Here is a 14,512-nt window from a genome sequence, read left to right on the forward strand (position 1 = left end):
AAGACGCTCAAAAGGTCCACAAGCAACGACCAATCTTACAAGAGACACTCGCTACCGCTACACAACCGAGGTGTGAGTCTTAACTGAAGACGGATGGAGACTCCCCTTCGATGGCTACTCACGACCTACGGTCACGCTGCTGTCCCGGAACAGTACTTTCGCCCCGCTCGCCCGAACTATAAGTCACAGAGTCTCAAATTTTGAGGAGAGGGAGCACCGCTGGGCCGGTTTCAACAACCGGATCAGCTCCAAAACAGTGTCACACGCTCCCTCTCCCCCTCGAAGTAGCCCGTGAACTCGTGAGAATGACTCCTAATGACCCAGAGACGGTCCGTGGCGACTGCTCGTTCTGTGGCGAGACAGTTACTAGACAACACGCGATCATCCACTATGAAACGGCTAGCGGGGAACCGGGAGTGTGGGCCGAATGCCCCGACTGTGGCGAGATCGTCGATCCCATCAATGCTCAGTAAACAGTTTATCCAGCAGATCATCAGACCCGAGTCACCATCGACAACGCACCACGAGTGCCGTCACTGTGGGTACAGCGTGGAGAAGGACGTCGATGAATGTCCACAGTGTGGCTCTCACGAGATTGCGGCCTACGATCTCGAGTAATTGCTGAAGTGGTCACGGTAGGTAGAGAAGGTTCAACCTTATGTAGCAGCCGAACGCTAACATAGCTCCAATTGTTACATAAGGTATGGAGCAGCCGTCACCACCCACCTCGCTCCCGAAGTATCTCGCAGAAGGCATCCCGAAGCAGAACGTGGAGACCCTCCGCGATGTCCGCAAGTACGTCGACGTCTTGATCGAGTACCGAGAGCAACCGGTCGAGGCCGACGAACTACCGGACTCTGCCCAGCCTGTCGACCGCGACAATAACGGGATGGGCACCGTCGTTAAAGAGAAAGTGAAGTGCGGGGACGAGACCTGTAAGTGCGCCAGTGGGAACCTAGGCGACATGCACGGCCCGTATCTGTACCGGTACTACCGCGAGGGTGGCAAGTTGACCTCGGAGTACCTCGGGAAGCCATGAGTTCCTTATGTAACACGCTACGCATATTGTCGGCAGATATTATATAAGAGACTCTGGTGAAATCCTCTTCTTCAGATAGATTCCTATCTGAAATAGCTGGTCGCTGAAGAGTGCGAATTCAGAAATAGGCCATACTAACAGAACCTAGCGGCTGGCCATCATCCAAGTGTACTATCTCCTGCTTCACTACAACAAATCCCGTCTAAAACTACTGTAATTGTAACGAACCCCGTGTCAATACACTACTGACCAGAGTGGGAATGTTCTGAATGATTCTCGCTGGGGTGTGGAACTCTTCTATGACACCCCCTCGTTCGTGTTCAATCAGTAGCTGTTAGATTTCTTGGCGAGGGTTACGATCGACGACATCCGCGAACGCAACGTTTTCGCGCACCTGTTGCATCTCAACGGTGACGCGGTCCCCGATGGTCGTCTCGGGAACGATCACGACGTAGCCGCGCTCAACTTTCGCAATCCCGTCACCTTGGTCACCGAGGTTCTCGATTTCAACATCTCGCTGTTCACCCTCCTCAACAGGCGGACCGTCGTATTCGTGCTGCTGATCTGCATCATCAGTGGATTGGATGGAGTCAGTGGTCTCCGTGTCATCCACATCTGATGCAGCCGTCGAAATAAGCGCAACACGGTATGTCTCATCTTCAGCGATTGTCCCGGTGGCTATCTCGCGTTCCGGCACGGTGATCTGGTAGCTCCCATCATCCTGCTCAACAGTCGCAGTATACAGTGTCTGGAGTGTCTCAGAGATATCCATAGATTGCGTATCTCTTGACTCGTGCTAGAGAACTTGACTCTACTGTTCCTGTCACTCTCTACTGATACTGTCGTTTCGAGCGAGAAACCAGATAGATGATTCAGGACTTATCGCCACGCTCAAACACGGCGGCAAAGTCGTCAAGAAGCTCCTGTGGTGAGCGCTCATCACCACGAGACGGGAGTGGTGCTTCCCAGCATTCGACCTCAAGTGCGTGGGTATTCGACACTGGCTCCGGCTCGGTTACCACGTTGAAGATGCCGGTGTGATAGATAGCCAGTAGTCGCTGGTCATGAACACTGACGTAATCGATTCCAGCCCGAGTCAAGACTGCTGGAACGTCAGTCGGCTCAGATAGCGAGATAGAGGCGCTTGGAGACGCCGAGTCGCTCATACCATGACTTAGATCATCGCACCAATAAAGGCCCACCTCGGAGGAGATCCGTATGCAGTGTCTGGCCACCCCTCGTGGCCGGTCCATCGCCTCCCGGCGAGCGCTGTTTTGGGACAATGGTCCTCACTTCCGGCTGTGACATCATCCTCCTAGACGCTGGCTACCCACCAGTTGAACGAGTATGGAATGATGTCCCGGAGTCAAAGCTAGTGAGCTCGGAAATACGCTGCTCTAACTCTTCGATTTCGGCTTGGAGCTCGGTTGTGTCTTCGTCGGCTCCAGCCAACTGGTCTTTGAGCCCTTGGAGACGGGTTTCTTTCATCTCCTCGTCGACGTCTGCCTTCCGTACATACTCGCTCTCCTCGATATCGTACACGTCGGATTCAGAGAGTGACGTTACCTCCAACGCGTCATCGAGTTTGCTCGTGTCGACGGTCATCACGCGCTCGGGGTCGATCCCTTCTGCTTCCAGTAGCTCAAGGACCGTTTCGTCATCTTTGAGTGTTCGATTTCGGCGGACAGCCCGTTGAACGGACCCGTATTGACCACTCACAGGTTGATCGTGATGGAGGCGGTCAAGCAAGACGCCACGGACCTCTTGGCGAAGATCGTTGGCGTTGCGCTGGACATCAGAAAGCAACGTGTAGAGGTTCACGAGCGTCGGCACGTCTAGTTCGGTGAGTGACGTCACATCGTGCTGCTCAAGCGCGTCGATCAACAGAAGCGCATCTGCGTACACCGAGATGTCGGGCTCTTCTCGTGGACCATCGTCCTGTTCAACCGTGTGCGCATCGACGAGTGGCGACGCTGTTGGCGTCTCGCTTTCAGAGAGGGTGCCGTCTTGGTCATCGATAGTGAGCCTCGGATGAAGACTCATGACGGTTGCATACGGTTCAGCTCCGGGTGGGAGGCGATCGAGATCGAACGACCCAGTCGCATCAGCAACACGTTCAAACAGCGTCTCAAACTGCTCTCGCTGGAGCGGGACTGTCTCACTGTCAGCCTGATACTCGATCAGTACTCGGTGTTGCTGGACGTCGGTAATCTGAAACGGCTTCTGAGAGACCGGGGTGAGGAGTGTGGCGTCTGCTGAAAGTTCCTCCACGTTGTCGAGGAGATTGTCCCACGTCACTCGAAACGACATACTGGCGATTCAGTACTACGGGACAAAAGCATACGGGCGTACGTGAATGGAGTGTCTCCGTGATTAACCAACAGAAAGCAGCAGAAGGGCTGTCTGTTGGTTAACGATTCACGCTCTTGTGTAGAGTTGCGGAAAACGGTCGATCGCCGATGAGAGTTATGTGCTTGAGGAACTGTTTGACGGCTGTCCTCGGTAGAATTCACTTCACCGAGAAAGCACGCTAACAGCCACTCTACTGCGTCTTTCCGTGTATGTACTGTGAGCGACACGAGAGCAGCCGATGTCCTACGAACCCCCGACCCAACCGGCGAATCTCCCAACGAAGATCGTCAACGCGCTCAACGAGTCGCCTCCGGAGCAGCTCCGAGACGTTGCCAAATACGCCGAAGTGCTAGCTGAACACAAAGAACGTGAGGCTCGTCTTGGAGAGGAAGCAGACCAAGACGATTGTGACATAGAACATCACTTGGACAGCATCCACCCCCGGGGATGTCCGCAATTCCACGAGAGATAGTGACAAATCACGCCGTCTGGCCTGTGTCTCGATGACTATGTTTGCTGTTAGAGGTCTCCGGGGTCATCTGTAATCGTCGTTAGATCGACTGGACAGTACCCCCCCACCCCCGGGGTTGTCCGTAATTCACCAACGTAAGCAGGGATGGGACTCATAAACTATGTCGCGATAGCAATCTATTGAAACCGATAACTAGCTGTCGATAAGCAAAAACAATTTTCTCGGATCCTCTAGTTACCCTTCTACAATGGTGTTTTCCAGTGGAGTGTGTCTAGTTCGACGACAAGAATGTGACGACTATCCTATCCCCCACCCCCGGGGATGTCTTCAATTCAATAGTAGGAGTGTACGGAGAGTAAACCGATAGAGCGGAATAGTATTTAAAAGAATGTGATGAGTAATAGAGACTGCTATTTCAGACACTCTATCTACTATTAACGCATACTAATGAAAAGATTTATTATATACGTTATGGACCAACTAGCAATAGAAACACTGAATTAACAGTTTAGCCGGGTAATTAGTCCTATTGGACCAACTATCCCGTCCCTACTGTTTCTCGGATAATTGCGGACAACCCCGGGGGAGGGGGTTGAGTTCCAACCTAAACATGAAACTGCTGTATGTCGCTGAAACAACGGCAATTCCGGACAAGATGGGGGGTTATTCGGACAAGTCAGACATTACGGACACGGGGGTTTATGTGGGTTGAATACACGGAATATACACAATGGATTCGTCCCCGTATTCGACCACTTCCGAGATCTTTGCGGTCGGCGGCGAGGACTACCTCAAAGAGGGCCACACCCCGACAACACTGCCGGAGCGGCAAGATGAGATCTTGAAGCTTCGCCGCTCATTGAAGCCTGCGGCCCGTGGTGCCGGCGCCGAGAATACGTTCCTCTCGGGTAAGGCTGGCCAGGGGAAGACAGCAGCCGCGAAGGCAGAATTGGCTGAGCTTGAGGCGTTCGCTGACGCTCAGAATCTCGATCTGACAACGGTGTTCTTCTCCTGTGAGGGAATCTCCTCGAGTTACACACTCGCGTGTGGGCTCTGTGAGGAACTCAGTAGCGTGAATCCTAATGGCCATTCGATGCAGAAGGTTCTTGACTACCTCTGGAACGCGATGAACGAGATCGGTGGAACTGTCATCATCGTCCTCGACGAGATCGACAATCTCGGCACAGACGACAAGATCCTCTACTCGCTCCCTCGTGCACGCGATAAGGACTACGTCAACGACGATGTCTATCCGTCAATTATCGGCATCAGCAACGATCTCCAGTGGCGTGATAATCTTGACCCTGCCGCGAAAGACAGCCTCTACGATGACTCTATTTTCTTTGCACCGTACAATGCAGATGAACTCCGCGATATCCTCTCCCGCCGTGCGAGCAAGGCATTCCGTGACACATCGCTCGTGTATGAGACACCGGAGGGTGAGGAGTTCGAGATCAACATCGATCTGGATGACGACGATGGCTCGCTTGCCAAGGCCTTCAATCAAATAGACGCTGATCGGACCGATTGTACGCTCCTTCGTATCGATTCAGACATTCTGTCTGACGATGTGATTCCGCTCTGTGCCGCGTACGCTGCACAGGACAAAGGGAGTGCCCGCCAGGCAATCAAGTACCTCCGAAAAGCTGCTGCGATTGCTGAATCCGAGGGTGATACACGTGTCGGTGAAGAGCACGTTCGAGCCGCTCAGGGCGAAGCTGAGCGAGAACTCATCATCGAAGGGATGGAACAGCTCACGACGCAGGGCCACCTCGCACTGGCAGCGGTGACGATTCTTGAACTTGGCGGTCACTCCGGGATTCGGACCCGCGACGTCTATGATGTCTATACATCCCTTTCAGATCACATTGATGCCGACCGCTTGGCTCAACGTCGAATGCGTGACCATCTCATCGAACTCGACATGCTGAGTATCATTCGTGCGCGGAAATCTGCCTCGGGCTCTGTCGGCGGTGAGGCCTACACGTTCGAACTCCGCGTCGAGCCGTCGACGGCCATCGAGGTGCTTGAGGCTGTTTCTCGATTCGAATCGGTTGAGTTCAACGAACTTGCGAAGAGTTGGCTGAACGAACAGCAGACGCTGAAATAGCAACTATCGGATCGTTAGCTTTTGCTACTCACCCCCGGGTGTGTCCGCAATCAATAGAAGGCCCGCCGGCTATCTCTGCTGAATCCGTTGACGAGACGGGGATCACGATCTCTGAAGGCGCGTTTATCTCGCTCTTAACTGTCGTTGAATTGGATCGATCCATCTAATGATCTCAATCCTCTCGTTCTCCACCAAGATTCCATCTCCAAATTCTCTCGGCAGCGGTTTTGAACGAGTACGGAATGACCTGATCCCGACGCCCTCTGCGGATTCAACAAAGCAGAATTAATCGCTCTGTTGACCTCGATACAATATCTATATTCGACGCACTGTCCTGACGACGAACTGGCCTCGACAGGACCGACAGCAGATTGTACGCAATCGCGTCGGTGGTTATAGTTGAACACTTGAACGAGTGGTGTGTAAGGTCGACAATTAGAACGGCTGTCTGGTCATCAGAGACACTTGCAGACGTGGTGTGTGAGATCGGCTGGGATTTCAGCGTCGATCGCTGTCAGCGTACAGCTCGAAACACTCGAAGTGCCGGAGGCATCTGTCTTTAGTTAAGCGAGAAACCGCGAGATAGCGGCGGCTTATCGAGGCATCTTTCGGAAGGAATGAGGAAGTCCAGTCTGTGCACGACAAGGACTCCTCATCTCGAATTATGCGTCGACTCACTACACTGTTTCCCTCTGAGTTCCTCGAAGAGCACGCCGAGGAACTCGGCGTGGTCGAACGTGACCGCAAGCTCCAGATCCCTGCCTTCGTTTGGGCGTTCGTGTTCGGCTTCGCCGCAGGCGAAAGCCGAACACTCGCCGGGTTTAGACGCTGTTACAACTCTACTGCCGATGAGACGATCTCTCCGGGTGGATTCTATCAGCGGTTGACACCGACGCTTGCAGAGTATCTCCGCGACCTCGTCGAGCGCGGTCTCGACGAGGTCGCTGTTCCTAACGCTGTTGACGCTGATATCGACCGATTTAGAGACGTGATGATCGCTGATGGAACGGTGTTGCGGTTACACGAATTTCTCTCAGACCAATTCGAAGCCCGCCACGAGGAGCAGGCTGGAGCGAAGCTCCACCTGCTCCACAATGCCACAGAGCAGACGATTGAACGGCTCGATACTGCTAACGAGAAAACGCACGACAGCACCTTGTTCAAAACAGGGCCGTGGCTTGAGAATCGCCTCGTGTTGTTCGATCTTGCCTACTTCAAGTACCGCCGGTTTGCGCTGATCGACGAGAACGACGGCTACTTCGTGAGTCGGCTGAAGCAGAACGCAAACCCGGTGATTACGGCAGAATTACGGGAATGGCGCGGCCGCGCCATTCCCTTAGAGGGCAAGCAGCTCCGAGCTGTTCTCGATGACCTTGACCGGAAATACATCGATGTGGAGGTCGAAGTCGAATTCAAACGGGGGCCGTACAATGGGACACAGTCGCTGGATACGAAGCGATTTCGCGTCGTCGGCGTCCGCAACGAGGACGCCGACGACTACCACCTGTACATGACGAATTTAGCTAGGGAGGAGTTCTTTCCGGCGGATTTAGCGGAGATCTACCGCTGTCGGTGGGAAGTTGAGTTGCTGTTCCGGGAGCTGAAGACGCAGTACGAATTGGACGAGTTCGACACGAGTGACGAACATGTGGTGAGGATCTTATTGTACGCAGCGCTGCTGTCGCTGCTTGTAAGCCGCGATCTGTTGGATCTAGTCACTGAGCAGGCGGATGATGAGCTTGTGTTTCCGACAGAGCGCTGGGCGGCGACCTTCCGGTCGCACGCCCAGCTCATTCTCCACGAACTCGGTGAGTTCCTCGGCTACTCACCGCCGCCGCTGCTCGACCGGCTGATCGAAGACGCTCAAAAGATCCACCAGCAACGACCAATCTTACAAGAGACGCTCGCTACCGCTACACAACCGAGGTGTGAGGCTTAACTAAAGACGGATGGTGCCGGAGGGTAAGGACAGAGACAAGCGAGGTGCCGTCGCGGAGGCCGGTGATCTACTCCTCTCTTCCCGGTGGTTGAACAATATCTCCTAGAGATCGGATTAATTTAATCCCATTCTCGTAGTCAGTCGTCACTCGGTACCCTTCTTCATCCTGCTCAACGGCCCCTACGCTGGGATGCGCAAGAAGTTGGAGGGCGGATCGAACCTCTTCGGTGGTTGGGATATCGTTCGAGTCCTCCATGCCCACGACGATCCACCGGATGTCCTCCGCTGTCTCTACGGCTCCATCGGTACGCTTGAGAGCTCGGATGACCGCAAGAAGGATCTCTCCAGTATCGATCAGGTCCTGGATGTACTCATCGAGGAGGTCAAGTCTGTCGTCCTGGAAGGCTCCCGAGCGCGTCAAGAGGGTCAGTATCTCCTCAGGTGGGACGGCATACTCGTCCCGGCGATCGAGGAGCTCGACGAGGTCGTCGACGGCGATGGTTGTCAACTCGGTCGTCTCGGCGTTATCGATCACCCTCGGGGCAAAGCCGGGGGCAACCACGATGGCGTGATCGACTCCACGCTGGCGTCGATGTTTGTCCACGTTGGTGACCTCTAGAGAGTTGACCCGCCCGTTCCCTCGGGCCTTCACTTCGACAACGACGTGTTTGGGGGACCGGATCTAGACGAGCGCGATGTCGTTGCGCTCGACGTTACGCCACGTCCCGTCTACTGAGGTACCCCAGACGTGGACGAGATTGTCGTCAGATGTCGTCCGAAATAGTTCGAGGTCTTCGTCATTGAGGTAGGACTCAATATCCTCAATTGGGTGCCCATATCTCACCCATTGAGGATTTCAACAGAGCCGAGGGATTCGGTCCCGGAATAACAGTTCGTATGCGCATTATGACGGCGACCCGACCTCACTCCCGGGTTTGAACTCGGTCAACTCCTCAGCGCTGCTCATGCTCGTCGACTTCCTGACGAAGCTCCTCGGCGTTGGGATCGTCGCTCAGCGCCAACTGATCCTTCAGTCCCTGCAGGCGCGTTTCTTTGCGCTCCTCGTCGACGTCGGCTTTCCGCACATACTCGCTCTCCTCAATCTCGTAGACGTCTGTCTCGAAAAGATCGTCTCGATACGTCGATGCCAACCGGCGTCGACGTTTGCGCGACCGCTACGCAGATACCGACACAAACCACTTCCCCGTGCAGCTGTCGAATCGAACGCCCGTTCGGGTACGTTTTAGACGCACCGGCATGTGATTGAAGCTACGAGTCCTCCTGAAGCTGCGAGACATGATCGAGACCGCATTTCAGACATGCCTTTGTGAGGTTGAAGCAGGAGCGTGTGGGTACCAAGTTGCCCCCATATTGGTAGAAAGAATTAAGCCGGCAGCGAGAAAATAGGCTGTTGATGAAGCCAATAATATGATGCTTGCCTCAGGGGAGTAGATATTCTCGATATCTCCTCCAGACCCTAGGCATGCAAGCACCGTACGGAAACTGCTGCGATAGGTGAGTACACGTCCGGCACTCATGATGTTTGTGGCTTGACGAGGCACCCAATCTGTATCAGATGAACGCAACTGCGGTTGAAGTTACCAGTATGGTGTCAACACCGTCACAAGTTTCAGATGAACTTCGGTGAGGTGGGTGCTGGCATGTACTTCTCATCAGGGGAAAAGAATAACTACCATAGGATCGGTACCTAAATCGACATAACACTGTGAGACTACTAGCACGGCTACACGCGCGGGCTGATGCCGCATACGACAACGCGTATCACCACAAGCTCCGAGGTCGGATCTGGCGAGCGTTGCAAGGCACGGAGTACGAACAGTATCATGACGAAAACCGCCCACCGGGATTCAATTACAGTAACCCCTTCCCGCCGGGAGATATGCAGGAAGGGGACGAGCGAACTCTGCTGATTTCGGCCCCCCAAGAGCAACTACTGGCCGATGTTGCAGAAGACCTGACTGCCGATCGCGAGCTCAATATCGGCCAGATGCCGTTCCATATCGACGAACTCACGTCACTGTCACCGGATGTCGGTGAACCAGGGAGTAGCGGGACGATCGAGACTGGCACTGGACTCCTCGTGCGCATCCCACCATGGCGTTGTGACGATTATGGAATTGAGAACCCCGGCGAAGAGGCGGTGTATTGGCAGCCAGAACACACAATCGAGCCACTGCGCGAGCAGGTCGAAGCGAATCTCGACCAGAAACACGATCTGTTCAGCCCGGAATACCTTCCCGGCCCAAGCGACACTGAGGGCGATCTCTTCGAGGGATACGAGCTACTGAAGACGTTCGCCGTCCCGCTCCAGGTAACCGCAGACCAGGAGCTAACCTTCGTGCTCTCGAAGTGGCAGTTCAACTACACCGTCCGAGACGATGACCATCGACGCCACCTCAACCTCGCGCTGGACTGCGGGCTTGGGGAACGAAACGCGCTGGGACTGGGCTTCTGTAACCTGGTCGAGAAGCGCAACCCGTACGGCGAACCCGCGGCGGAGGTCCACGGATGAGTCTGCTCCCCGAGCCGTCGACGTTCGAGAAGCGTTACAGCGACGACGAGAAGCTGGCGAGCGAGCTGCCTGATCGACCGATCACCTCGCTCCGCGATCTCCAGTACGTCTACGGGCGTCTATACACGCTTGCAACCGCCGGAGGTGGCGAGTACGCAGCCTACCTGACGCCGGAAAAATCGACCGACCTGTTCGACGAGCCCGAGAGCCTACTCTATCTCCGCGTCGATCTGAGTGGAGACAAGCCCCGCCTCGACCCCGACCAACCGATCGGTGTCGAGAGCTACGGCGAGGAGAAAGTCGAGGCAGTCGCCCACTCGTGGTATAACGCCGCAAAAGGATTCGACCACAGTGTCACCCACCGAACGGGCAAGAACAAAGAGCCAGAGAAGGTCGCGGAGTATCTCCACGAACGACTCACCGCGTGGGCAGCCGACGACGTGATCCAAGAGGCTGTCGCCGATCACGAAGACGGATGGATCGTCGACGCGCTCGCCGAACTCGGCGAGAGTGAGGGACTTAGAGAGCGCATCGAAACAGCCGTCGACGAACAGCTCGACGGCAAGACGACGGCGCTCACGACCGTCGCAGTCAAACTCGAGCCTGACGGCGAGTATCTCCTTCCGGGTGAGGCGAGTTCCGTGTTCAACGAAGCAATGCGAGCGCGCAAGCGATCGAAGCTCGTCTCGAAGGGAGAGGCTACGGACTCCATCGGTGAGGCAACCGATCTCGTGACCGGCAATCGAGGCCCGACTGTCGGGACAGCTGAGGACCCGCTGAACTACTTCCTTGGCAAGCAGCTTGAGAAGTTCCCCGGGTTCGATCCAGACGAGGCGTGGCGGACGCACCCAGTCTCGGAAGACGTTGCAGTAACGCTGATGAACGCGAGTACGTTCGTCGACACCTGCGACTACTACACGATGGGAGCGAACGTCTACTACCTCCCGTACTTCTTCGGGCGGCTCGGTCCGGCAGACGCGAGGGACCTCTACGGACTCCTCTACGACCTAGTACACGCCGGAGAGATGAGCCCGCTAGAGAGCGCCTACCGAAGCTATCAGGACACCCCGCGACTGCAGGAAGTGGGAGAACGCTTCCGGTTCTACGTCGCCGCGGTGATGGAACACCAGACGAAGCGCTTCGACGTGTTCGGCGACAGCATGGACGGGACGCTATTCTCACCCGTCGAGCTCACTAGAGCTCACCAGCGGGTGCTCCAGTCGTGGCTGTACGACGCGGAGGGTGACGCCGACCACCCCGGTGCGGGGCTTCGAGCCGCGTTCCCGACACCGGACAACTGGGACATCTTCGTTCCGGAGGAGTCGGCATTGCTGAGCATCCTCGCAACCGGTTGGTACTTCGAACAGACGTTCGCGCCGGCCGATGACGACGACGCCAGCGCCGACGACTACCGGATCCGTGCGCTCGTGGCTGTGCTCTCGGGCGAACCGCTCGATGTCGAGATGGTGCTCACAGAGTACGTGGAACGACTACTCGAGGACGAGGGCGAGGAGTTCCCGAGCTTCCGTGTCTCCGCACAGTACGCACAGCTCTGTGCGCTCGCTGAAGCGGGGCTTCTCACCGGACGCGACGCGTACGAACCGGTTACAGAGCCGCGGCAGTTGACACACAACCATACAGACGATATGCAACAGGACACACCAGCCCGAGCTGACGGCGGGAACGTCGCCGCGGCTCGGGAGACGAAGCTCGAACAGTTCCTTGAACAGACGCCGGCGCTCGCGGAGGATCAGCCTGAACGGCGTGGCAGTTTCCTCCTCGGCGCACTGGTCGGTCAAGTAACCGGCTACCAGCAAGTCAGTGAGGGGCGCTCGACGACGCTAATCGACCAGTACCCGATCAAGGCCGTCACAGAGTCGAAGCTGAAGCGCCTTGCCAGCGACGTGCTCGACAAGAACATCGTCTACTCCCGGGAGAACAATATGGCGGGGACGATGTACAGCGAGGTTGTCGATCGGCTGGTGACGACGCTCCCCCAGATCGATATCGACGGCGACTGGAAACTCGACACGACGGACCTTCGATTCTACTACTCGCTCGGGGTTGCCTACGGGATGAACAACTGGGCGAGCAGCGACGACGAACAGGCCGATGGCCAGCCCGCAGCCGAGGAGGAAGAAGCATGACCGACGACACATACGCCGACGACAGCTACGAGCCGGTAACGAACCGATCCGAGATCGTCTTCTGCTACGACGCCGTCGACGCCAACCCGAACGGGAACCCCCTGAGCGGGGCGAACCGGCCGCGAATCGATCCCGAGACCCAGCAGGCGATCGTGACCGATGTCCGGCTGAAGCGCTACCTCCGCGACCAGCTAGACGACGACGGCCACGGCGTCTACGTGCGGAACGTCAAAAACGAGGCGGGCAAGCAGTCCTCGCGTGAAGACCTGCTCGCCGATCGGATGCGCGAACTGGATCCCGAGGACTGGGATCTCGACGATCTGGATGACGACGAGGCGGCCGAACTCCGCGAGGAAGTATTCGGCACATTCCTCGGCGCCAGCGCCGACGTGCGCTACTTCGGTGCGACGATGAGCGTCGACATGAAGGGAAATTACGAGGGGTTCGAGGACTACCTTCCAGACCACTTCACCGGGCCGGTCCAGTTCTCGCCCGCGAAGACGCTTCACCCTGTAACCGAGAACGAGGAGTACAACAGTCTCACGAGCGTTATCGCGACCGGTGAGGGGAAAGAGCAGGGTGGGTTCGACCTCGACGACCACCGTATTCAGTACGGCTTCATAGCGTTTCACGGATTGGTCGACGAGAATGGTGCCGCCGACACGAAACTCTCTGAGGCGGACGTCGAGCGTCTCGACACCCTCCCGTGGCGTGCGATCAAGAATCAGACCATCAGCCGGAGCAAGGTCGGCCAAGAGCCACGACTCTACCTCCGTGTGGAGTACGAGGACGAGAGCTTCCACCTCGGCGGGCTCACTCGCGATCTCGACATCGACGAAGAGCGCTCGGCCCCTGTGGACGAACTCCGAAACGTCCGAGAGTTCACGCTCGATGGGACTGAGCTCGTCTCCCGGTTGGGCCGCCACGCCGACCGTATCGCCCGCGTTCGTGTCGTCGCCAGCGACGTGCTTGACGTGACCGTCGGCGATGAGGTCTACACTGCGGGCGACAAGCCCAGCGAGCATGGCTTCTATGACGCGCTCCGCGAGGCTGTCGGCGACGCGGTCGAGGTCGTCGACGTCTACGACGAGGCTGCCGCGACGATGCCCAAGTGATGACCCAAGAGTCACTTGAGAGCTGGACCGACGAGGGCGACGGGCTCCCAGAGACGTGTCTCTCGTTCGAACTCCGCGGAGAGTGGGGTCACTTTCGACGGGTTGAGGGGAACATCGTCAAACAGACGTACCGGATCATTCCCCGGACGACCGTCGCCGGCCTCGTCGCCGCGATGCTCGGACTGGACCGAGACAGCTACTACGAGGCGTTCAGCCAGAACGTGTCGGCTGTCGCGGTGGAGCCAATCGACGAGCCCCGAGCGATCAATATGCCGATGAACACGCTCTCGACGGCCAAAGAGCACATGACGACGATGCCCAGCCGCGGGCATGCACGGATCTCGATGCCGGACCCGTCGGAACTCCGCCAGCAACATAACTACGAGGTGCTGGTCGAACCGGCCTACCGTGTCGACCTTCAGCTCGCGAACGACGATCTCCGAGGCCGACTGCAGGACCGACTCCGCGATGGGACGTCCTACTACCCGCCGAGTCTCGGCCTCTCGGAGCATCTTGCAGAGGTCACGTATCTCGGCGAGTTCGAGATAACGCCACACGAGCGCGAGACTACCAATGTCGATTCGGCGGTACTCGAAGCCGTCGATAGCGTCGAACTTACCCCTGAAACGGAGGTCAAAGTCGAACGGTCACCGGCGTTTATGGCGGCCGACGAAGGTGGTCGGACGACGACAGCGTTCCAGTCGATTGCGTACGCAACTGGAGCGGAGCCACTCCGAGTACATGATGTCAAGACCCACGAGGTCGACGGTCGACGGGTGATGTTCTCGTGAGCCGCGAGGGGGCG

The 14,512-nt window shown here is 56.7% G+C and carries 12 protein-coding genes and 1 pseudogene; 8 read left to right on the forward strand and 5 right to left on the reverse strand.

Going from position 1 to position 14,512, the window contains the following annotated elements; genetic code table 11:
* The first annotated feature begins 305 nt into the window (after positions 1 to 305).
* Both ESO89_RS19540 and ESO89_RS15770 read left to right on the forward strand, forming a co-directional pair.
* Positions 306 to 473 carry a DUF7837 family putative zinc-binding protein gene (locus tag ESO89_RS19540; RefSeq protein WP_449272139.1) on the forward strand — a complete coding sequence of 56 codons (168 nt, stop codon included), beginning with the start codon at positions 306 to 308 and terminating at the stop codon, positions 471 to 473.
* A gap of 230 nt (positions 474 to 703) precedes the next feature.
* Positions 704 to 1,039 (forward strand): DUF6788 family protein, encoded by a 336-nt coding sequence (locus tag ESO89_RS15770; RefSeq protein ID WP_128906401.1) that lies wholly within the window; start codon positions 704 to 706, stop codon positions 1,037 to 1,039.
* Between the two features lie 334 nt (positions 1,040 to 1,373).
* Here the strand turns inward: ESO89_RS15770 and ESO89_RS15775 are convergent, their stop codons facing one another.
* The 3 genes from ESO89_RS15775 to ESO89_RS15785 form a co-directional block, all read right to left on the reverse strand.
* The gene (locus ESO89_RS15775) at positions 1,374 to 1,811 is read right to left on the reverse strand and encodes a TRAM domain-containing protein (protein WP_128906402.1); all 438 of its coding nucleotides are present in this window, start codon (positions 1,809 to 1,811) and stop codon (positions 1,374 to 1,376) included.
* Positions 1,812 to 1,911: 100 nt separating this feature from the next.
* The gene (locus ESO89_RS15780) at positions 1,912 to 2,205 is read right to left on the reverse strand and encodes a hypothetical protein (protein WP_128906403.1); all 294 of its coding nucleotides are present in this window, start codon (positions 2,203 to 2,205) and stop codon (positions 1,912 to 1,914) included.
* A 160-nt stretch (positions 2,206 to 2,365) separates the two neighbouring features.
* Positions 2,366 to 3,349, reverse strand: a complete 984-nt coding sequence (locus tag ESO89_RS15785) for a hypothetical protein (protein WP_128906404.1) — start codon at positions 3,347 to 3,349, stop codon at positions 2,366 to 2,368.
* 1,244 nt (positions 3,350 to 4,593) lie between these two features.
* Between ESO89_RS15785 and ESO89_RS15795 the strand changes: the two genes are divergently transcribed.
* Entirely contained in the window at positions 4,594 to 5,973 is a 1,380-nt protein-coding gene (locus ESO89_RS15795; protein WP_128906406.1) for a Cdc6/Cdc18 family protein, read from the forward strand.
* Between the two features lie 664 nt (positions 5,974 to 6,637).
* Complete coding sequence (locus tag ESO89_RS15800; protein WP_050033723.1) at positions 6,638 to 7,912, forward strand: IS4 family transposase; 1,275 nt, start codon at positions 6,638 to 6,640, stop codon at positions 7,910 to 7,912.
* A gap of 67 nt (positions 7,913 to 7,979) precedes the next feature.
* On the opposite strand, the gene ESO89_RS15805 is transcribed toward ESO89_RS15800, so the two are convergent.
* Together ESO89_RS15805 and ESO89_RS15815 are read right to left on the reverse strand one after the other, a co-directional pair.
* A complete protein-coding gene (locus ESO89_RS15805) occupies positions 7,980 to 8,564 on the reverse strand; it encodes a restriction endonuclease (protein WP_241686267.1) in 585 nt (194 codons plus the stop codon).
* Between the two features lie 252 nt (positions 8,565 to 8,816).
* A pseudogene (locus ESO89_RS15815) lies at positions 8,817 to 9,042 on the reverse strand (hypothetical protein); the annotation flags it as partial.
* Between the two features lie 596 nt (positions 9,043 to 9,638).
* On the opposite strand from ESO89_RS15815, the gene cas6 reads away from it, so the two are divergent.
* Genes cas6 through cas5b form a run of 4 tightly spaced genes read left to right on the forward strand, consistent with a single transcriptional unit; the run spans position 9,639 to position 14,498 of the window.
* Positions 9,639 to 10,445: a CRISPR-associated endoribonuclease Cas6 gene (cas6, locus tag ESO89_RS15820; RefSeq protein WP_121597955.1), complete on the forward strand. Its 807-nt coding sequence runs from the start codon at positions 9,639 to 9,641 to the stop codon at positions 10,443 to 10,445.
* A complete protein-coding gene (gene cas8b, locus ESO89_RS15825; protein WP_128906407.1) occupies positions 10,442 to 12,592 on the forward strand; it encodes a type I-B CRISPR-associated protein Cas8b/Csh1 in 2,151 nt (716 codons plus the stop codon). The genes cas6 and cas8b overlap by 4 nt, the downstream gene beginning before the upstream one ends.
* A complete protein-coding gene (gene cas7b, locus ESO89_RS15830) occupies positions 12,589 to 13,707 on the forward strand; it encodes a type I-B CRISPR-associated protein Cas7/Csh2 (RefSeq protein WP_121597957.1) in 1,119 nt (372 codons plus the stop codon). The genes cas8b and cas7b overlap by 4 nt, the downstream gene beginning before the upstream one ends.
* Entirely contained in the window at positions 13,707 to 14,498 is a 792-nt protein-coding gene (gene cas5b, locus ESO89_RS15835; protein ID WP_128906408.1) for a type I-B CRISPR-associated protein Cas5b, read from the forward strand. Before cas7b ends, cas5b begins: the two co-directional genes overlap by 1 nt.
* The last annotated feature ends 14 nt before the right edge of the window (positions 14,499 to 14,512 follow it).

It is taken from the genome of Halorubrum amylolyticum (assembly GCF_004114995.1).
In the GTDB taxonomy this organism is placed as follows: Archaea; Halobacteriota; Halobacteria; order Halobacteriales; family Haloferacaceae; genus Halorubrum; species Halorubrum amylolyticum.